This is a genomic window from Parapusillimonas sp. JC17 (assembly GCF_052180245.1).
In the GTDB taxonomy this organism is placed as follows: domain Bacteria; phylum Pseudomonadota; class Gammaproteobacteria; order Burkholderiales; family Burkholderiaceae_B; genus Parapusillimonas.
Map to the genome: position 1 here is coordinate 2,102,488 of NZ_CP197474.1, position 19,943 is coordinate 2,122,430.

At 62.5% G+C, this 19,943-nt stretch carries 19 protein-coding genes; 14 read left to right on the forward strand and 5 right to left on the reverse strand.

Translation table 11 applies throughout. The annotated features are described in order from the left end of the window. Positions 1 to 12 precede the first annotated feature (12 nt). Both ACSBPU_RS10175 and ACSBPU_RS10180 read left to right on the forward strand, forming a co-directional pair. Positions 13 to 1,614: an ABC-F family ATPase gene (locus ACSBPU_RS10175; protein ID WP_442597802.1), complete on the forward strand. Its 1,602-nt coding sequence runs from the start codon at positions 13 to 15 to the stop codon at positions 1,612 to 1,614. A 28-nt stretch (positions 1,615 to 1,642) separates the two neighbouring features. Continuing rightward, complete coding sequence (locus ACSBPU_RS10180) at positions 1,643 to 2,251, forward strand: IMPACT family protein (protein WP_442597804.1); 609 nt, start codon at positions 1,643 to 1,645, stop codon at positions 2,249 to 2,251. Positions 2,252 to 2,331: 80 nt separating this feature from the next. Here ACSBPU_RS10180 and ACSBPU_RS10185 read toward each other — a convergent pair whose 3' ends face one another. Next, positions 2,332 to 3,240, reverse strand: coding sequence for a LysR family transcriptional regulator (locus tag ACSBPU_RS10185; RefSeq protein ID WP_442597806.1), 909 nt, complete (start codon positions 3,238 to 3,240; stop codon positions 2,332 to 2,334). A 100-nt stretch (positions 3,241 to 3,340) separates the two neighbouring features. On the opposite strand from ACSBPU_RS10185, the gene ACSBPU_RS10190 reads away from it, so the two are divergent. From ACSBPU_RS10190 to ACSBPU_RS10200, 3 genes are read left to right on the forward strand one after another with little or no spacing between them, the layout of a single operon-like run. Further along, the gene (locus ACSBPU_RS10190; RefSeq protein WP_442597808.1) at positions 3,341 to 5,038 is read left to right on the forward strand and encodes an acyl-CoA dehydrogenase family protein; all 1,698 of its coding nucleotides are present in this window, start codon (positions 3,341 to 3,343) and stop codon (positions 5,036 to 5,038) included. 51 nt (positions 5,039 to 5,089) lie between these two features. Continuing rightward, positions 5,090 to 6,085: a Bug family tripartite tricarboxylate transporter substrate binding protein gene (locus ACSBPU_RS10195; RefSeq protein ID WP_442597810.1), complete on the forward strand. Its 996-nt coding sequence runs from the start codon at positions 5,090 to 5,092 to the stop codon at positions 6,083 to 6,085. Positions 6,086 to 6,096: 11 nt separating this feature from the next. Then, positions 6,097 to 7,266, forward strand: a complete 1,170-nt coding sequence (locus ACSBPU_RS10200; RefSeq protein ID WP_442597811.1) for a CaiB/BaiF CoA transferase family protein — start codon at positions 6,097 to 6,099, stop codon at positions 7,264 to 7,266. 103 nt (positions 7,267 to 7,369) lie between these two features. On the opposite strand, the gene trxA is transcribed toward ACSBPU_RS10200, so the two are convergent. Further along, the gene (gene trxA, locus ACSBPU_RS10205; RefSeq protein WP_442597812.1) at positions 7,370 to 7,756 is read right to left on the reverse strand and encodes a thioredoxin; all 387 of its coding nucleotides are present in this window, start codon (positions 7,754 to 7,756) and stop codon (positions 7,370 to 7,372) included. Between the two features lie 155 nt (positions 7,757 to 7,911). Beyond that, complete coding sequence (locus tag ACSBPU_RS10210) at positions 7,912 to 9,204, reverse strand: NCS2 family permease (RefSeq protein WP_442597813.1); 1,293 nt, start codon at positions 9,202 to 9,204, stop codon at positions 7,912 to 7,914. Positions 9,205 to 9,293: 89 nt separating this feature from the next. Between ACSBPU_RS10210 and tsaD the strand changes: the two genes are divergently transcribed. Continuing rightward, the gene (tsaD, locus tag ACSBPU_RS10215) at positions 9,294 to 10,349 is read left to right on the forward strand and encodes a tRNA (adenosine(37)-N6)-threonylcarbamoyltransferase complex transferase subunit TsaD (protein ID WP_442597814.1); all 1,056 of its coding nucleotides are present in this window, start codon (positions 9,294 to 9,296) and stop codon (positions 10,347 to 10,349) included. Positions 10,350 to 10,497: 148 nt separating this feature from the next. On the opposite strand, the gene plsY is transcribed toward tsaD, so the two are convergent. Further along, complete coding sequence (plsY, locus tag ACSBPU_RS10220; RefSeq protein ID WP_442597815.1) at positions 10,498 to 11,139, reverse strand: glycerol-3-phosphate 1-O-acyltransferase PlsY; 642 nt, start codon at positions 11,137 to 11,139, stop codon at positions 10,498 to 10,500. A gap of 108 nt (positions 11,140 to 11,247) precedes the next feature. Between plsY and surE the strand changes: the two genes are divergently transcribed. The 6 genes from surE (at position 11,248) to rlmD (ending at position 16,614) form a co-directional block, all read left to right on the forward strand. After that, entirely contained in the window at positions 11,248 to 12,006 is a 759-nt protein-coding gene (surE, locus tag ACSBPU_RS10225; protein ID WP_442597816.1) for a 5'/3'-nucleotidase SurE, read from the forward strand. After that, a complete protein-coding gene (locus ACSBPU_RS10230) occupies positions 11,991 to 12,809 on the forward strand; it encodes a protein-L-isoaspartate(D-aspartate) O-methyltransferase (RefSeq protein ID WP_180069618.1) in 819 nt (272 codons plus the stop codon). Before surE ends, ACSBPU_RS10230 begins: the two co-directional genes overlap by 16 nt. 89 nt (positions 12,810 to 12,898) lie before the next feature. Next, on the forward strand, positions 12,899 to 13,621 hold the full coding sequence (locus tag ACSBPU_RS10235) for a peptidoglycan DD-metalloendopeptidase family protein (protein WP_442597817.1): 723 nt from the start codon (positions 12,899 to 12,901) through the stop codon (positions 13,619 to 13,621). Beyond that, positions 13,618 to 14,394: a 3'-5' exonuclease gene (locus tag ACSBPU_RS10240; RefSeq protein ID WP_442597819.1), complete on the forward strand. Its 777-nt coding sequence runs from the start codon at positions 13,618 to 13,620 to the stop codon at positions 14,392 to 14,394. Before ACSBPU_RS10235 ends, ACSBPU_RS10240 begins: the two co-directional genes overlap by 4 nt. 121 nt (positions 14,395 to 14,515) lie before the next feature. Further along, complete coding sequence (locus tag ACSBPU_RS10245; protein WP_442597821.1) at positions 14,516 to 15,157, forward strand: hypothetical protein; 642 nt, start codon at positions 14,516 to 14,518, stop codon at positions 15,155 to 15,157. Positions 15,158 to 15,279: 122 nt separating this feature from the next. Further along, entirely contained in the window at positions 15,280 to 16,614 is a 1,335-nt protein-coding gene (gene rlmD / locus ACSBPU_RS10250) for a 23S rRNA (uracil(1939)-C(5))-methyltransferase RlmD (protein WP_442597823.1), read from the forward strand. A gap of 78 nt (positions 16,615 to 16,692) precedes the next feature. Here rlmD and argH read toward each other — a convergent pair whose 3' ends face one another. Beyond that, complete coding sequence (gene argH, locus ACSBPU_RS10255; RefSeq protein WP_442597825.1) at positions 16,693 to 18,135, reverse strand: argininosuccinate lyase; 1,443 nt, start codon at positions 18,133 to 18,135, stop codon at positions 16,693 to 16,695. A 100-nt stretch (positions 18,136 to 18,235) separates the two neighbouring features. Here argH and ACSBPU_RS10260 point away from each other — a divergent pair, with 100 nt between their 5' ends. Beyond that, the gene (locus tag ACSBPU_RS10260) at positions 18,236 to 19,576 is read left to right on the forward strand and encodes a mechanosensitive ion channel family protein (RefSeq protein WP_442597827.1); all 1,341 of its coding nucleotides are present in this window, start codon (positions 18,236 to 18,238) and stop codon (positions 19,574 to 19,576) included. A gap of 28 nt (positions 19,577 to 19,604) precedes the next feature. Beyond that, positions 19,605 to 19,943: a P-II family nitrogen regulator gene (locus ACSBPU_RS10265; RefSeq protein WP_180069597.1), complete on the forward strand. Its 339-nt coding sequence runs from the start codon at positions 19,605 to 19,607 to the stop codon at positions 19,941 to 19,943.

Below are 19,943 nucleotides of genomic sequence, written 5' to 3' on the forward strand. Positions count from 1 at the left end.
GAAAACTCCTCTGTGATATCCACCGCAAATCTAACCATTCAGTTCGGCTCGAAACCCCTGTTCGAGAATGTCAGCGTCAAATTCGGCGAAGGCAACCGCTATGGCCTCATCGGCGCCAATGGCTCGGGCAAATCCACTTTCATGAAAATCATTGGTGGGGACCTCGAACCGTCGGCCGGCAATGTGTCGCTCGATCCGGGCGTCCGGCTGGGCAAGCTGCGCCAGGACCAGTTCGCCTACGAAGATACGCGGGTGCTGGACGTGGTGCTGATGGGGCACGAGGAAATGTGGCAGTGCATGTCCGAAAGGGACGCCATTTATGCGAACCCGGAGGCCACGGAAGACGACTACATGCACGCGGCCAACCTTGAAGCCAAGTTTGCCGAGTACGATGGCTATACGGCCGAGTCCCGCGCGGGCGAACTGCTGCTTGGGCTGGAGATCCCCGTCGAGCAGCACGACTTGCCGATGCGCGAGATTGCTCCGGGCTGGAAGCTGCGGGTACTGCTGGCCCAGGCCCTGTTTTCCAATCCGGACGTACTTTTGCTGGACGAGCCGACCAACAACCTGGACATCAACACCATACGCTGGCTCGAGGACGTGCTCAACGGCTACCAGAGCACGATGATCATCATCAGCCACGACCGCCACTTCCTGAACCAGGTGTGCACGCACATGGCCGACCTGGACTACCGCGAATTGCGCATCTATCCGGGCAATTACGACGACTACATGCTTGCTTCCACGCAAGCACGCGAACGCCAATCGGCGGCCAATGCCAAGGCCAAGGAGCGCGTGGCGGAGCTGCAGGATTTCGTGCGCCGTTTCTCGGCCAATAAATCCAAGGCGCGCCAGGCGACGTCGCGCCTCAAGCAGATCGACCGCATCAAGGCCGAGGCGGTCGAGGTCAAGCCGTCTTCCCGCCAGAATCCGTATATACGTTTCGAACAGAACAAAGTGCTGCACCGTCTGGCGGTTACGGTGGAAAACATCAGCAAAACTTACGATCGTCCGGTCATCAAGTCTTATTCGGCCATGATAGAAGCCGGGCAGAAGGTGGCCATCATCGGTGCCAACGGTGTGGGCAAGACCACCTTGCTGCGCATGCTGGCCGGCGATCTGCCGCCGGACTCGGGCACCGTGAAATGGTCGGAGGCCGCGGATATCGGCTATATGGCGCAGGACGTCTCCGACCAGTTCCAGTCCTCCAGCAACCTGTTCGACTGGCTGTCCGATTACCGGCAGGCCGGCGATGACGACCAGGCAATGCGCTCGGTGCTGGGCCGCCTGCTGTTTTCGGGCGACGACATCAGCAAGGAAGTCCGCGTATTGTCGGGCGGCGAAAAGAACCGCATGAGCTTCGGCAGGCTGATGCTGGGCCGGCACAACGTGCTGCTGCTCGACGAACCCACCAACCACTTGGACATGGAATCCATCGAGTCCCTGCAGTTCGCGCTCGAACTTTACGCCGGCACGCTGATTTTCGTCTCGCACGACCGTGAGTTCGTGTCCGGGCTGGCGACGCGCATCATCGAGATCCTGCCCAATGGCGAACTCATCGATTACCAAGGCAACTACGACGACTACCTGGCTTCGCGCGGCATCGAGGCCTAGAGGCCGTCAACGCTAAAAGGCAGGCGGCATGGCATACACCTTGGCCGGGCAGGCGACTTACCAGGAAGACATCAAGAAAAGCCGCTTCCTGGTTTTCGCCTCGCCGGTGCGGACGCCGGACGAAGCCATGGCGTTCTTCGCAGCGCACGCTGTCGGCGAAGCCACGCACAATTGCTGGGCGTACCGCATCGGAAACGAATACCGCTTCAACGATGACGGCGAACCCGGCGGCACGGCCGGTCGGCCCATCCTGCAAGCGATAGAAGGACAGGATTGCGACCGGGTCGCCGTGCTGGTGGTGCGCTGGTTCGGCGGTATCAAGCTGGGTCCGGGCGGACTCATTCGAGCCTATGGCGGCGCAGCCGCGCAATGCCTGCGCTTGGCAGAGAAAATCGAGATCGTCGACGAAGTGGAGCTAGATTGTTCCTGCGCCTTTTCCGACATGGCGCTGGTGCAGTCACGCTTTGCGAGCGTCGAGATCAGAGTGCTTCATGAAGCATTCGATGCGGAAGGCGTGCAGTGGCGGCTGGCCCTGCCGCGGGGCAGGGCGGACGAGTTTTTGCGTCTTTTCACCGACCTGACGCGAGGGCAGGGACGTTTGACGGGGTCAGACCCCGAATGGGGTCTGACCCCCTAGTCCCAACGACGTGCCGGAGTCAAACCCCATCCTTGGGGGGACAGACCCCGTACGGGGTCTGTCCCCTTACCGCGCCGGGATCAGACCCCATCCGGGGTCTGACCCCCACCCCAATGCTCGCGAATCAGTTCGATATGCTTGTCCTTGATGCGCGATTCATGCGCGGGCATCCAGATCAGGCTGCTGACCGACTTCCGATTGTGCTCGAAGTCCAGGAAGCGCAATCCAGCCAGGCGGCTGCGCGCCAGGCAGCGCGGGACGATGGATACACCGAGTTCCTGCGACACCAGTGTCGCGACGCTCAGCCAGTGGCGGGCCTCTTTTTTCACCGAAGGGAAGAACCCCGCCCGTAGGCACATGGACAGCAGGGTTTCGTAATAGCTCGGTGAAAACAGCCTCGAAAAGAAAATGAAATGCTCATCGGCCAGGGTTGCCAGGTCGATGGAATCGCCACGAGCGAGGGGATGGCGTTCCGGCAGGCAGACCGAGAACGGCTCTTCGACGAGGGTCAGGCAGGCCATGCCTTCGGGCACAGGGTTGGCGTGGATGAATCCGATGTCCAGGCCGCCGCGCTCCACCAGTTGAATCTGTTCCGCCGAGTTCAGTTCCAGCAGCACGTGCTCCACCTTGGGGTAACGCGCATCGAAACGCTTGAGCAGTTCTGCCAGGCCCCGGTACAGCATGGAGCCGACGAACCCGATGCGGATCTGCCCCTGGGCGCCCGCATCCACGCTGCGCACCAACTGCTTGACCTCTGCGTTTCGCTGCAACAGGAACATGGCCTCTTTGTAGAGCGCGGCGCCCGCCGCGGTAAGCGCTACATTGCGGCTGTTCCGATCCAGCAGGCGTACTTCCAGAGCCTCCTCCAGCTGCTTGATGGCGTAGCTGAGGGGAGGCTGTGAAATATGCAGGCGTTCGGCCGCGCGGCTGAAGCTCAGCTCTTCGGCGACCGCTGCAAAGTAGCGCAGCAGGCGTGGGTCCAGGTCCATGGTCTATCTATACAAATCGTATATCAATAATAAGAAATTTGGTATTTGTGGATATTAATTCGGAAACTTAAGATGGATCAAATCAAACGAGGTGACCATCATGAACGCTCCCATGCCCGCTTCGGTTGCGGCCTCCAACATCCCCGATTCGAGGGGCATCAATCTGTTCGCCGCAGATCCTTATGCGGCGCCCATGCTGCAGCTGTATCTGCCGCCGGATCTTCATGCTCACTTGCTGCCGACCTTCGATGAGCTGGGTGGCCTGGCCGGCGGCAGCCTGGACGAACTTGCCGATATCGCCGACAAGCATCCCCCAACGCTGTCCGTACGCACGCGGGACGGCCGCGACCAGCCGGTGATCTCCAAGCATCCCGATTATGTGCAGCTGGAGAAGGTGGCCTACGCCAAACTGGGTCTTGCGGCCATGTCCCACCGCCCCGGTGTCCTGGGCTGGCCTGCGCCCATGCCGCCCGCGGCCAAGTACGCACTGAGCCACCTGTTCGTGCAGGCGGAGTTCGGCCTGTGCTGCCCGGTAAGCATGACGGATTCCTTGGCTCGCACCCTGCGCAGGTACGGCGACGATGAGCTGGTGAATAAGGTGTTGCCTCAGGTCACGGCACTCGATTTCGACGAGCTCCGGCAGGGCGCCATGTTCATGACAGAGCAGGCGGCCGGGTCGGACGTGAGCGCGACGGAGACCCGGGCGGAGCGGGCAGCCGACGGCAGTTGGCGGCTGACCGGAGACAAATGGTTCTGCTCGAATCCCGATGCCGGCTTCGCCATGGTTCTGGCGCGCAGCGAAGCGAAAGCGGGGCTGGGCGGCGTGTCCCTGTTCCTATTGCCCAGGGATCTTCCGGACGGCGGCCACAATCACTACCGCATCCTGCGCTTGAAGGACAAGCTGGGTACGCGCTCGATGGCCAGCGGCGAAATACGCCTGGAAGGCGCATTTGCGTGGCTGGTGGGCGAGCGTGGGCGCGGTTTCCAGCAGATGGCCGACATGATCAACAACTCGCGGCTGTCCAATGGCATGCGGGCCGCGGGGCTGATGCGGCGCGCTCTTACCGAGGCCGTGTACGTTGCGCGGCATCGCCGGGCATTCGGCTCGCGCCTGGTGGACATGCCGTTGATGCAGCGCCAGTTGCTGAAGATGCTGGTGCCCACGGAACAGGCGCGATCCATCATGTTCCAGACGGCGGCGGCGCTGGAGCGGGCGGATCAGGGTGACGAAGCTTCGCGCTCGCTGGTGCGCATCCTGACGCCATTGATCAAGTTCCGCGCTTGCAGGGATGCCCGCAAGGTGACGGGCGATGCGATGGAAGTCCGCGGAGGCTGCGGCTACATCGAGGAATGGGTGGAGCCGCGCCTGCTGCGGGATGCCCACCTGGGATCGATCTGGGAAGGCACGAGCAATATCGTCGCCCTGGACGTGCTGCGTGCGATCGAGCGCAATGGCTGCCTGCCGGTGCTGCGGGAGCACGTGCGCCGCCTGCTGACTGAAGGGCGGGCTTGCCCGCCGGAGCTGGCGCCGCTGCAGGAAGAAGTCCTGGACAAGGCATTCTCGCTGGCCGAGCATGCTGCGCGCGGCCGGCACGCCGAGCTTGCGCGCCAGGCCGCGAGCGCTTTGTACAACGCCCTGACGCTCGCTGCGCTGCGCTGGGAAGCCGCGCACGAGGGACTGGAAACGCGCGGCGCCATCGCCGACCTGGTGCTGCGGCATCGGCTCGCTCCCCGCGATCCTTGCGCGCCGGATGCCGCCGGACCCGAACTCGACGCCCTCAGGGCACTGGTTTTCTGATCCTGCGCCACAGGATTGCTTTGCCTATTTTCATAACGAAACGGAGACAATATGAACAAGCTTTCTTCACGTGTCACGCTGGCCGCGGCCGGCCTGCTGGTGGCTGCGCAAGCCGCAATGATGCCCATTCCCGCCATGGCGGCGGATTATCCGGATCAGCCGGTGAAGCTGATCGTTCCGTTCCCGCCGGGCGGGCCGACCGATGCGCTGGCGCGCCGCCTGGCGCAAAGCTTGAGTGAGCCGCTGGGCCAGCCGGTGGTCGTCGAGAACAAGGCGGGCGCAGGCGGCAATATCGGTTCCGATTACGTGGCCAAGTCCAGGCCAGACGGCTACAACATCCTGTTCGGCACATCCGGCCCGCTTGCCATCAATATCGGCATGTACAAGAACCTGGGATACGATCCGCGCACCAGCTTCGAACCCATCATACGCATCGGCCATTTGCCCAACATCCTGGTGATCAACCCGCAAGTCCCGGCCAGGACGCTTCAGGAACTGATTGCCTACGCCAAGGCGAATCCGGACAAGCTATCCTACGCATCCTCGGGAAATGGCGCCTCTTCGCACCTGGCTGGAGTCCTGTTCAACCAGATGGCGGGCACCAGCATCCTGCACGTTCCTTACCGTGGCACGGGGCCGGCCCTGAACGACTTGCTCGGAGGACAGGTGTCGATGTCCTTCACCGACATCCTCACTGCCTTGCCGCATGTGAAGGCGGGAACCCTCATACCGATCGGACTTGCAAGCGCGGAGCGGTCCGAGGCCTTGCCGGATCTTCCCACCCTGGACGAGCAGGGGCTCAAGGGCTATGACGTCAGCGTATTCTTCGGCATCGTCGCGCCCAAGGGCACGCCGGGTCCGGTTGTGGACAAGCTCAACCGCGCGTTCGTTCAGGCCCTGCACGCGCCGGAAATTCGCGAAACGCTGGCCAAGCAGGGCATCGTCGAGGCGCGGGACCAGACTCCGCAAGGGCTGGCGTCCTTCATCGCGGCCGAAGTCCCCAAATGGGGTGCATTGACCAAGGCGGCCAATATTTCTCTGGATTGAACGGAACCAAGATGAATCAGAAAACGAACACACCGGCCGGAGCCTTGCAGGGCTGCAAAGTCGTCGATCTATCCCGTGTGCTGGGCGGCCCATACTGCACGCAGATCCTGGGGGATCACGGCGCCGAGGTGTTCAAGGTCGAACCGCCGGCGGGGGACGAAACCCGCGGCTGGGGCCCCCCCTTTCAAGAGGGCACGGCGTCGTATTTTCTGGGCGTGAATCGCAACAAGCTTGGACTCAGCCTTGATCTTTCAAGCGCGGACGGCCAGGGCTTTCTGCTGGCCATGCTCGAAGATGCCGATGTCCTCGTCGAGAACTTCAAGCCAGGCACGCTTGAAAAATGGGGCCTGGGCGCCGATGTGCTGCAGCAGCGCTTTCCGAAACTGGTACATTGCCGCATCAGCGGCTTCGGCGCGGACGGCCCCTTGGGAGGCCTGCCGGGGTACGATGCTTGCGCCCAGGCGATGTGCGGGTTGATGAGCGTGAACGGCGAGGCCGACGGCGCCGCAACGCGTGTGGGCCTTCCTGTGGTCGACATGGTGACGGGGCTCAACGCCGCCCTGGCCATACTCATGGCCTTGAATGAAAGGCATCGCAGCGGCTTGGGCCAGTTTCTGGACATCACGCTCTTCGATTGCGCGATTTCACTGCTCCACCCGCACGCGGCCAATTTCTTCCTGAGCGGCAAGGTGCCGCAGCGTTCGGGAAACGCGCATCCCAACATTGCGCCTTACGAAACCTTTCTCACTCGCTCGGGGGAAATTTTCCTGGCGGTGGGCAACAACCGCCAATTCCATCTATTGGCCGAAGAGCTGGGGCAGAAGTCTTTGGCGGACGACCCTCGCTACGCCAGCAACGCGGACCGCTTGCAGAACCGCGCCGCTTTGCGGGCCATGCTGACGGAGCTGCTTGCCGGACACGAGGCCGCCGCGCTGTCGCAGCGGCTGCTGAAGAAAGGTGTACCGGCCGCGCCGGTCATGAACGTGGAGGAACTGCTGGATCATCCGCACACTCGCCATCGTGGAATGGTCTTGGACGAGAATGGGTACCGCGCCATTGCCTCGCCCATCAAGCTCTCAAGGACGCCTGCCGCCCTGCGCCGCCTGCCGCCTCGGTTCGGGCAACACAACGCAGAAGTGGCGGAAAAGCTCAAGGGGCCGGATCCCGGACCGGGCCCTTGATAAATTGCAGGGTCAGACCCCATTCGGGGTCTGACCCTTTTTAGCTGGCGGGGCCAGACCCCGGATGGGGTTTGGCCCTTTAAACCTGTTGTAGCCGGCGGGGTCAGACCCCGGATGGGGTCTGACCCCCTTCATTCTGGGCAGCGATTTCGGCGTGAACCTGCTCCATGTCCACTTGCTTGACTTGCTCCAGCAGTTCGTTGAGCTGGCCAGCGGAAAGCGCACCGGCTTGCGAGAACAGCAGGACACGCTCGCGGAACACCATCAGTGTCGGAATGGAGCGGATGCCCATTCCGGTGGCGAGTTCCTGTTCTTCCTCGGTATTCACTTTGGCGAAGATCACGTCTTCGTGTTCGTTGGATGCGGCATCGAACACCGGGGCGAAATTTCGGCATGGACCGCACCACGGCGCCCAGAAATCGACGATCAATGGCTTGTCGCCCTGTATGGCTTCCTGGAAGCTGTCCTTGTTCAGATCAATGGTGCTCATAAGCCCCCCTGTTAAACAAAAAAGCGGCTTGGCAAGCCGCTTGTGATGTCGTTTAAGTTAGTGCGTGAGTCCAGTGTACAGCCAATATCGCGATCTTGCGAGGCGGTGCGCGCTCAATGCAACAGAGTGCGACCGCGAGCTGGAACACGCCACCGTCACTCCGGAAAAGCCGCATACTTGACCACGAACAGCAGCGCGACCAGCAAGGTGGCCGGGTGGATGTCACGATAGCGCCCGGTAACGGCCTTCAGCACTACATAGCTGATGAAACCGAAAGCCAGGCCATTGGCGATGGAGTAGGTGAAGGGCATGGTCATCGCGGCCAATGCCGCGGGCGTGGCTTCCGTGACGTCGTCCCATTGGATTTCCGTGATTTCACGCAGCATCAGGCCGGCAACGTACAGGAGCGCCGGCGCCGTGGCATAAGCGGGCACCGCGCTCGCAAGCGGCGAAAGAAAGAGCGCCAGCAGGAACAGCACGCCGATCGTCAGGGCTGTAAGCCCGGTACGGCCGCCCGCCTGTACGCCGGCGGCGCTTTCCACGTAGGCGGTCGTGCTGCTGGTGCCGAGCATCGAGCCGGCCACGATGGCGCTGCTGTCGGCAAGCAGGGCGCGGCCCAGGCGGCCGGGCTTTCCTGGCTGGATCAGGTTCGCGCGCGTGGCGACGCCGATCAGCGTGCCGGTGGCGTCGAAGACCTCGACCAGGACCAGGACCAGGATCACGTGCACGATGCCGGTCTGCAGCGCGCCCATGATGTCGAGCTGGAAGAAGGTGGGTGCCAGGCTGGGCGGAGCGGAGACGATGCCGTGGAATTGCGTGTGTCCGGTGAAAATGGAGAGAACGGTGACCACCAGGATGCCGATGAGGATGGCGCCGCGGACCTTGAGCGCATCCAGCGCGGCGATGAGGAAGAATCCCAGGATGGCATACAGGGGCGGGGCGGTGGTGAGATCGCCCAAGGCCACTTTGGTGGCGGGGTTGGCCACCACGATGCCGGAGCTCACGAGAGCAATGATGGCCAGGAACAGGCCGATGCCCGCCGCGATGGCCGAGCGCAGCGACTTGGGTATGCCCGCGATCAGCCATGAGCGCACCCCGGTGACGGTAATGAGGATGAAGATCACGCCGGAGATGAAGACGGCGCCCAGGGCCTGCTGCCACGTATACCCCAGGCCGCCGACGACGGTGAAGGCGAAGAAGGCATTCAGGCCCATGCCCGGCGCCATGCCGATCGGCCAGTTGGCCACGAACGCCATGATGAAGGTGCCCAGCGCGGCGGCCAGGCAGGTGGCGACGAACACTGCATTCTTGTCCATGCCAGTGGTGGACAGAATTTCGGGATTCACGAAGATGATGTAGGACATCGTGAGAAAGGTCGTGATCCCGGCAACGATTTCGCTGCGGGGAGTGGTCCCGTGTTCACGTAATTGGAATAGTTTTTCAAGCATGTGTTTTCCCGAGGGATGTGGCGTGGTCCGAGATGAACGATAATGAAGCCTGAATTCTAAGTCCGTTTCACCTCCAAACCCTAGCGCCAATGATCATCATCGGATTCGAAAGTTCCTGCGACGAAACCGGCGTCGCCCTGGTGTGCACCGAAAAAGGCCTGTTGGCCCATGCGCTTCACAGCCAGATCGCCATGCACCAGGAATATGGCGGCGTAGTGCCCGAACTCGCGTCCCGCGACCACATCCGGCGGGTGCTGCCTCTTACGCGCGAAGTCCTGAAAGAGGCGGGCATCGGCATGGAGCAGATCGACGCGGTCGCCTACACGGCGGGGCCGGGGCTGGCGGGCGCGCTGCTGGTCGGCGCCAGCGTGGCTCAGTCCTTCGCCTGGGCGCGCCGCTTGCCCGCCATTCCCATCCATCACCTCGAAGGGCATCTGCTTTCGCCGCTCCTGGCGACCCCCAGGCCCGAATTCCCGTTCGTCGCGCTGCTCGTGTCCGGGGGGCACACGCAGATCATGCGGGTGGGGGGCGTGGGCGATTACGAACTGCTGGGCGAAACCCTGGACGATGCCGCCGGCGAAGCCTTCGACAAAAGCGCCAAGCTGCTGGGCCTGGGCTATCCGGGCGGGCCGGCATTATCCAGGCTGGCGCAAGAGGGCGATGCCGGCCGCTACGACTTGCCGCGCCCGATGCTGCACAGCCGCGACCTGGATTTCAGCTTCAGTGGTTTGAAAACGGCGGTGCTTACGCGGCTCAGGTCCATCGAGAAAGAGTCGGGCAGGCTGGATGACCGGCAACGCGCCGATCTGGCCGCCGCCACGGAAAGCGCCATTGTCGATGTCCTGGCCGCCAAGGCCATCAAGGCCATCAAGCAAACCGGGCTGAAGCGCCTGGTCGTCGCGGGCGGCGTGGGGGCCAATCGCCACCTGCGCACGCAACTGGTCGGCGCGGCCGCCAAGCTGCGCTGCGAGGTGTTCTTCCCGCCTTTGGACTTGTGTACCGACAACGGAGCCATGATCGCCTTCGCCGCCGCCATGCGGGTCAATGCCGGGCTGGTAAATCTCGACTCGGCACACCACGCCTTTACGGTCAGGCCACGCTGGGACCTGGAAGACATTTGTGGGTCGGTGGCCGCGTCAGCGTGATTCGATCCTGGGGTCGGACCCCATGCGGGGTCCGACCCCTCTCAAAACAGATCGGCATTCAGGGGTCAGACCCCGGTCAAAACGGTCTGTGGGGTCAGACCCCGTACGGGGTCTGACCCCATTCAAGATCTGTTGGGGTCTGACCCCTTCATTTCTTCGCCGAGCCGATGCGGCTTTCCTTGCCCGTCATCAGCCGGCTGATATTCGCTTTGTGCCGGAACAAGAGCACGACACTTATCACCACGATCGCCATTGCCATGGGCTTGTCCAGCGGCCAGGCAATGTTTCCGCCCAGCAGATAGAACAGCGGGGCGAACACGGCCGACAATATGGCCGCCAGCGAGGAATAGCGGGTGACATAGGCAATGATCAGCCAGGTGGCTGCCGTGGCGAACGCCAGCCAGGGGCTGACGGCAAGCAGGACGCCCAAGGCCGTGGCGACGCCTTTTCCGCCCTTGAAGCGCAGGAACACCGGAAACACGTGCCCCAGGAAAACCGCCAGCGCGCAGATGGCGACGACGACCGAGGGCAGGCCCAGGTCTTCCGCGATGCGGGCCGCAAAATAAACCGCCACCCAGCCTTTGGCCGCGTCGCCAAGCAAGGTAAGCGCCGCCGCCGCTTTGTTGCCCGAGCGCAACACGTTGGTGGCGCCGGGGTTGCCCGATCCGAACGTGCGCGGGTCCTTGAGCCCCATCGCCCGGCTGACCACGACCGCGAACGGGATGGATCCGATGAGATATGAGGCGATGATCAGGCCGAGCGCGGAGAGGGCGAGAAGGGCGGAAGACATGGGTTCCTGTGCTCCAAATAGTTGTGCGGCGATTCTAACCACAGTCGCTCAAAAACCAAAACGAGCGGGTACAATTGGCTACGTTCAGTTGAATCTAAATGGAAGGCAATGCGCATACTGGTATCCAACGATGACGGCTACAATGCCGCCGGTCTTGAAGCGTTGGTGCAGTCCCTGAAAGGACTGGGCGAGCTTACCGTGGTGGCTCCGGAAACGAACTGCAGCGGGGCGTCCAATTCGCTCACGCTCAACCGGCCGCTGTCGGTGGGACAGGCGGCCAACGGTTTCTATTATGTTAACGGGACGCCGTCCGATTGTGTGCACATCGCGCTTACCGGCCTGCTCGACTTTCGTCCCGACCTCGTGGTTTCCGGCATCAACAACGGTGCCAACATGGGCGAGGACACGCTATATTCCGGAACCGTCGCCGCGGCCACCGAAGCCTATCTGTTCGGCATACCGGCCATCGCCTTTTCGCTGGTCAAGCGCGGGTGGGAGCACCTGGACACGGCCGCGCGGGTCGCCCGCCAAGTGGTCGAGCGCCACATCGAGAATCCCCTGGTGGGCCATGTGCTGCTCAACGTCAATGTCCCGGCAGTGCGCTACGATGCTCTGCAGGGCATACACGTCACGCGCCTGGGTAAACGCCATCCGTCCGAGCCGGTCGTAAAAAGCAGCACGCCCTATGGCGACACCGTGTACTGGATAGGCCCGGTAGGCAGCGTTTCCGATTCCGCCTCAGACACCGATTTCGGCGCCATCGAACAGAACGCCGTGTCCGTGACGCCCCTGCGCTTCGATCTCACGCACTACGAGCAGCTGGAGCAGTTCCGTGATTGGACGGGGCCCTTATGCGTAAGCCGGTAGTCCCGTTCCCCTTTGCCACCGGCACGAGCAACCGGTTCGGGCGCTCCAGCCTGGGTGGCGGCCTGGCGGCCACCAACAGCAATGCGCGGGTGTATACGCAAGCCGTCCCGGCGCGCGCGGTTGTCAACGCAGCGCCAGGTTCGTCAACAATGGTCAATTTGGGTTTGAACTCCGAGCGCTCGCGTGGCATGATGATCGAGCGTTTGCGCCGGCAGGGCATACAGGATGAACGCGTGCTGGATGCCATGATGGCCGTGCCCCGGCATTTGTTCGTCGACGAAGGGCTGGCCAGCCGCGCATACGAGGACGCCGCTCTGCCTATCGGCTACAGCCAGACCATCTCCCAGCCCTGGGTCGTCGCCCGCATGATTTCCGTGATATGCGAAAATAAGGCGCCCGCCAAGGTATTGGAAGTGGGGGCCGGCTGCGGCTATCAGGCTGCGGTGCTGGCCCAGTTCATCAAAGAGATCCATGCCATCGAGCGTATTCGCGGCCTGTACGACATGGCGCGTGATAATCTCAGGGCATTGAAACTCTCGTCCCGTGTCCGGCTCTCGTTCGGAGACGGTATGGAAGGTTTGCCCGGCGTGGCGCCGTTCGATGCCATCATCATCGCTGCCGCCGGTATTAGAATTCCCCAGGCCCTGCTCGAACAGTTGGCGGTCGGGGGCCGTTTAATTGCCCCGGAGGGAACGACGGCGCAGCGTCTGATTCTGATCGAGCGCACCGGTGCTGCCAACTGGCATCGCGCAGAGCTCGAGTCAGTGCGTTTCGTGCCGCTCCGTGCCGGGACCCAGTCTTAAGCTTTCAGGAGAATCACATGCAGGCAGGGACGTTTCGGTCAGACGCAGCTTCGACACTAGAACCCCCTAAGCGCACGTCTCGTAAATTGATGCTGGCAGCCGTGGTTGCCAGCGCAGTCCTTGCCGGCTGCGCGGGCCGCGGCACGCAAGCGCCCGTTACAGATATGTCGCAGGGCACCACCACCGAGCCCGCCAAGGGCGGCACCTATATCGTCAGGCCGGGCGATACGCTCTACAAGATCGCGCAAGCAAACAACATCGAGCTTGCCGAACTCATCCGCCTGAATAACATCACGGATCCCAGCCAACTGCGGCCCAACCAGGTGCTGCGACTGGATTCCTCCACGCCCGCGCCTGCCGCGCCGGTTGCGGGGCCCGCCACGCCTGTCCCGGTCACGCCGGTCAAACCGGTGGAGCCTGTCAGCACGGCAAGGGCAAACGATGCCTCTCTTATCAGCTGGGGCTGGCCGGCTTCGGGCAAGATCATCCAAAGCTTCAATGCCAATACCAAGGGCATCGACATCGAAGGCAATGCCGGGGACCCGGTCCACGCTGCGGCAGATGGCAAGGTCATGTATGCCGGCAACGGCGTGCGCGGCCTGGGCAACCTGATCCTGCTGGGCCACAGCAACGGCTTCATCACGGCTTACGCCCATAACCAGTCCTTGCTCGTCAAGACGGGCGACCAGATCAAGAAGGGCGCCAAGATTGCGGCCATCGGCCAGACCGACACCACCTCGCCGCGGCTGCATTTCGAAATCCGCCGCCGCGGAACGCCGGTGAATCCGATGTCGTACCTGCCGGCCCGATGATCCCCACGCTCGTCTTCGACCTGGAAACCATCCCGGACGCCGAAGGGCTGCGCAAGCTGCATCCGGAATGGGATGCGGGGATGTCCGAAACCGAGGTCATCGAAGCTGCGCTGGCCGCCCGCCGCGAAACGCACGGAAATGATTTTCTTCCTCTGCACCTGCACAAGGTGGCGGTGGTCGGCTGCGCCTTTCGTGACGATAACGGCTTCCGGGTGAAAACGCTGGGCGCGGCCGACGACCCCGAGTCCACGCTCCTCACCGGGTTCTTCAAGACCATCGAGCGCTATACGCCCCGGCTCGTGAGCTGGAATGGATCGGGCTTCGATCTTCCCGTGTTGCATTACCGCAGCCTGATACACGGCGTGCAGGCGCCGCGCTATTGGGACATGGGAGAGGACGACCGGGACTTCAAGTTCAACAACTACATCAGTCGCTACCATACCCGCCACATCGACCTCATGGATTTACTGGCCAAGTACAACGGTCGAGCCAATGCGCCGATGGACGACCTGGCCAAGCTTTGCGGTTTCCCGGGAAAACTGGGCATGGACGGCAGCCAGGTCTGGAAGGCCTGGTCGGAAGGGCAGGCCGACGACGTGCGCGCCTATTGCGAAACCGACGTCGTCAACACCTGGCTGGTGTATTGCCGCTTTCGATTCATGAAGGGCGAGCTCGATCAACCCGCCTATGAATCCGAGGTACAGCTGGTGCGCGACACTCTTGCCGCCAGCGAGGCGCCGCACTGGAAGGAATACATGGCGGCGTGGGGCTGAAAGGCATGAGCCCGCGAGCGTCTGCTGAAATCCACTGAAAGAATCGGGCTCGCGCCTGAAACAAGACCGAAATCGGCGCAACGGCACAATGAGGCCTCCTAACCAGTCAAAAGGAATCCTCATGAAAACCACCAAGTTCTCTGTGCCCGCCCTCGTTGCCGCCACCGCCGCCGCTTTCGTCTTCAGCGCTTCGCATGCGGCGACGCCTGCCGCGGGCGATACGGCTGCAACCGCCGCACAGGAAAATTCGGTACAAGCCGAGAAGTCCGGCCAGCGTGGAGAGCGCCGATTCCACAAGGACGGTCATCATCACAAGCATATGAAGCACGGCCATGCGGACGCCGGTTTGTGGGTGCCCGGCTATGGGCCGGTCAGCAAGCGCTTCGTAGACACCCTGAGCCTGACCGAGCAACAAAGCAAAGTTCTGGACGATGCGCGCAGCGCACAGAAGCAACTGAGGGCAGATCGCGGCGATGGCATGAAAGCGGCGTTCAAAGAAAAACGCGAACAGGTCAAACAAGGCAAGATCGATCCTCGCGCGGCCCTGAAACAGGCCGACGCCAAGCATGAGCAGCTGCGCGCCGAGCGCCGCCAGATCGACGAGAAATGGCTGGCGGTCTGGGAATCGCTGGACCAATCCCAGCAGGATAAAGTCGTTGCCCATATGAATGAGCGGGCCGAGAAGCTGGCCAAGCGCATGGAAGAACGCAAGGACCGCAAGGCGCGTTCCACGGAAAAGCCAGCAGAGAAAGTCGCTTCTTGATGCGCCAATCGTGGGGTCAGACCCTGTACAGGGTCTGACCCCGGGTCGCTCGCGTCATCCCGGCTCGACTTACTTTCTCGGGAATGTCAAAATTCGGGGCTGATTTTCTGGATGCACGAATAATGACGTTCGAAGTTCTAAGTATTGAATCCCTGGATCTCGAGGCGCGTGGTGTCGCGCGCCGCGAAGGCAAAGTCGTTTTTGTCGACGGTGCGCTGCCCGGGGAACGCGTGCAGGTGTCCATCACCCGTCGCAAGCCTTCCTATGACACCGCTCGCCTTGAAAAAATCCTGAAGCCTTCTTCCCAGCGTGTGCAGCCTCCCTGTCCGCACTTTGGCGTGTGTGGTGGTTGCGCCATGCAGCACCTGGATCCCGCCGCGCAGGTAGCGGTAAAGCAGCGCGTGCTGGAAGATGCCTTATGGCATATCGGAAGACTGCATCCGGACCGCGTCCTGCCTCCCATGCATGGACCTTCGCTGGGCTATCGCTATCGGGCCCGTTTGTCCGTGCGCGTGGTCCGTAAGAAAGGCGGCGTGCTGGTGGGCTTTCGTGAGCGGCGGGGCAGTTATGTTGCCGATATGCGGGAATGCAAGGTTCTTCCTCCGCATGTTTCAGACATGCTGATGCCGCTGCGCACGCTGGTCGGGTCCTTGGCTCAGCCGGACCGGATTCCGCAGATCGAAGTGGCGGTCGGCGATCAGACGACGGCATTGCTGCTGCGCCACATGGAGCCGCTGACCTCGGGCGATATTGTGCTGCTGCGGGAGTTCGCGGCGCGCCATCAAGCCACATGGTGGCTGCAGCCCAAAGGGCCTGAAACCGTGCATCCGCTGGATGCCGTGGATGAAGGCAGGCTGGCTTACGCCTTGCCGGAGTTCGGCTTGCGCATGCCTTACCGGCCGACGGATTTCACCCAGGTGAACCATGCCATCAATCGCACGCTGATTTCCAAGGCCTTGTCGCTGCTTGAGCTTGCGCCGGAACACCGGGTGGCGGATCTGTTCTGCGGCTTGGGGAACTTCACGCTGCCGCTGGCCACTCGCGCCGCGCAAGTCGTTGGCATCGAAGGCAGTTCCGCGCTGACGACGCGCGCGCTGGAAGCGGCACGCCGGCACGGCCTGGACTCGAAAACGTCCTTCGCTACCCTGAACCTGTTCGAGGTGGATGCGGAATGGCTGCGGAAGCTGGGGCATTTCGACCGCATATTGATCGATCCGCCGCGAGAGGGTGCGGAAGCGGTGTCCCGCGCCTTGGCCGCCCTGGCGGCCGAAGAGCGCCCGGCGCGCATGGTGTATGTGTCGTGCAACCCCGCCACCCTGGCGCGCGACGCCGGCATCCTTGTGCATGAAGGCGGCTATCGGCTGGAAAGCGCCGGGGTCATCAATATGTTTCCACACACCGGACATGTGGAGTCGATCGCGGTTTTCGGTCGGGGTCAGACCCCGGATGGGGCCTGACCCCAAGATCAAACCGGAGCCGGGCAGTGGGGGGACAGACCCCGTTCGGGGTCTGTCCCCATACAACTCAAATCGGGGTCAGACTCCCGTTACGGGGTCTGACCCCTCGGTTTCATCCAATACCCGCTGCGCTTCTTCCCGGACGCGCTCCGGCGCGGTGCCGCCGACATGCTTGCGGGAGGCGACCGAGCCTTCCAGAGTCAGGACCTCGAAGACGTCGTCTTCGACGAGCTCATTGACGCCCTTCAGTTCTTCTAGGGTCAGGTCGGCCAGATCGCAGCCGCGCTCGTCGCACATGCGCACGGCATGGGCGACGGTTTCGTGCGCGTCGCGGAAGGGCACGCCTTTCTTGACCAGGTAATCGGCCAGGTCGGTCGCGGTGGCGAAGCCTTGCAGCGCCGCGGCGCGCATGGCTTCCGACTTGACGCGGATGCCGCCGACCAGGTCGACGAAAATGGTGAGCGTGTCGCGGATCGTGTCAGCGGAGTCGAACAGGCCTTCCTTGTCTTCCTGGTTGTCCTTGTTGTAGGCCAGCGGCTGGCCTTTCATCAGGGTCAGGAGCGCGATAAGATGCCCGTTCACCCTGCCCGTCTTGCCGCGTGCCAGTTCGGGGACATCAGGGTTCTTCTTTTGCGGCATGATGGAGCTGCCGGTGCAGAAGCGGTCGGCCAGGTCGATGAAGCCGACGCGGGGGCTCATCCACAGCACCAGCTCTTCAGACAGGCGCGAGACGTGGGTCATGATCAGGGCCGCCGCAGCGCAGAATTCGATGGCGAAGTCGCGATCGGAAACGGCATCGAGGGAGTTGCGGCACACGCCGTCGAAGCCCAGGGTGCGTGCGACGCGCTCGCGGTCGATGGGGTAGGAAGTACCGGCCAGGGCGGCAGCGCCCAGCGGCAGCCGATTGACGCGCTTGCGGCAGTCGGCAAGGCGTTCGGCGTCCCGGCCGAACATTTCGGCATAGGCCAGCAGATGATGCCCGAACGTTACCGGCTGGGCGACTTGCAGATGCGTGAAGCCGGGCAGGATGGTGGCGGCATGCTTGAGCGCGAGCTCGGCCAGCTTGCGCCGCAGTTCGCGCAGCAGGTCCAGAGAGATGTCGATTTCGTTGCGCACCCACAGCCGGATGTCGGTCGCCACCTGGTCGTTGCGCGACCGGCCGGTATGCAGGCGTTTTCCGGCATCGCCGATGAGCTCGACCAGGCGCTTTTCGATGTTCAGGTGCACGTCTTCCAGGTCCAGGGACCACATGAAGGTATCCGCATCGATCTCTTCGCGGATGCGGGCCATGCCTCGTTCGATGGAGATTCTGTCCCCTTCGGAAATGATGCCGATGGAAGCCAGCATCTCGGCATGGGCGAGCGAGCCTTCGATGTCGAAATGGGCCATGCGCTTGTCGAAATGGACGGAAGCGGTGTAGCGCTTGACGAGATCGGAGACGGGTTCGGAAAAACGGGCGGACCAGGCTTGCGATTTGTTGGCAAACTGGTCTTGGAGATCGGGTGCGGAGTTCTTGGTCATAGTGGCCGAATTATAAGGGACGTGGCAGCTACGTTATATTACCCGTTTACCATGGATGCACCAGGGACTGCGGGCAGGCTCGGGGCGGCGGAACAAGGCGATGCAAGAAGAAACAATGATCGAGCAATGGGTGGGCGAAAGCTGGATCGCGCACAACATGCCCGACACGCTCTGGGCTCAGATCGTGCTCGGCGTGGGGGTGCTGCTCGTGCTGAGCATCGTTACCGGCTGGATCGCATCCAGGGTGCTGTCCAGGCTCGCCCAGCGCACGCTGGATGCGGTTGGACGCGAGGATTGGGCCCGCGCGCTGTCGCGCCGGCGCGTCTTCCGCAGCATCAGCTATGCGGTGCCGCTGCTGTTCATCATGGCCAATATCGGGCTGCTGCCGATCGCGGATCCTTACCTGAGCTTCGTCGGCCGGATTTTCCTGGTGGCGGGCATCGTCTTCCTGTTCATGGCGCTCAATGGCCTGCTGGCCGCCTGGCAGGATATCTACGACGCCAGCCGGCGGGCGCAGACCCGTTCGATCAAAGGATACCTGGAGCTGGGCAAGATCGTGCTTTGGGCGGTCTGCCTGATACTGGCGATCTCCATTCTCGTGAACCGTTCCCCCTTGCTGATGCTGTCCGGACTGGGCGCTTTGTCGGCGGTGCTGCTGCTCGTTTTCAAGGACACCTTGCTGTCTCTGGTTGCCAGCACCCAAATGACGTCCAACGATATGCTGCGCATCGGCGACTGGATCGAGATGCCGCAGGCCGGGGCGGACGGTTTCGTCATCGATATTGCGCTGCATACCGTCAAGGTCCAGAACTGGGACAAGACCGTCACCACCGTCCCGACCTATAAATTGTTTTCCGAGAGCTATCGCAATTGGCGCTATATGTTCGAGTCGGGCGGACGCCGCATCAAGCGCACGCTGCGCATCGATGCGAGCACGGTCCGTTTCTTGACCGAAGAAGAGATTGCGGGCTTGAGCCGTTTCGCCCTGCTGAAGGACTACCTGGACGGCAAGCAGCGCGAGCTTGAAGAAACCAACAAGTCCATGGGCGAGCTCGCCGGCCTGCAGAGCAATCGCCGGCGCCTGACCAATATCGGGACGTTCAGGGCCTATGCGCTCGCCTACCTGAAGCGCCAGCGCGAACTCCATCAAGACATGCTGATGATCGTGCGCATGATGGAACCGGACGCGCAGGGCATCCCCATCGAGGTCTATTGCTTCGCCAACAACACCGCCTGGGTAGAGTACGAGCGCATACAGGGAGATATCTTCGATCATCTGCTGGCCATCCTGCCCGAGCTTTCCCTGCGCCTGTACCAGGCTCCCTCCGGCGCCGATTTTGCGCGAGCCTGGGATGCCGGCCAGGCGCAACCGGCTCCCGGCGCAATGTCCGCGCAGGCTCCCCCGGACACCGTCCGCGCGGAACACGCGGCCGTGCGATAATTTTTCCTTTATCCGTCTGGAGTCTGCAATGAAACTAGTAGCGGCCATCATCAAGCCGTTCAAGCTCGACGAAGTGCGCGAGGCGCTTGCCGATATCGGCGTCAATGGCCTGACCGTCACCGAGGTCAAGGGCTTTGGGCGCCAGAAAGGCCATACCGAGCTGTATCGCGGCGCCGAATACGTGGTCGATTTTCTTCCCAAGATCCGGGTCGAGGTCGTCCTGCCGGCCGCCATGGTCGATGCCGCCATCGATGCCATCATCAAGGCCGCTTTCACGGGCAAGATCGGCGACGGCAAGATCTTCGTGACTGCGGTGGAGCAGGCCATACGCATCCGCACCGGAGAAAGCGGAATCGACGCGCTCTAA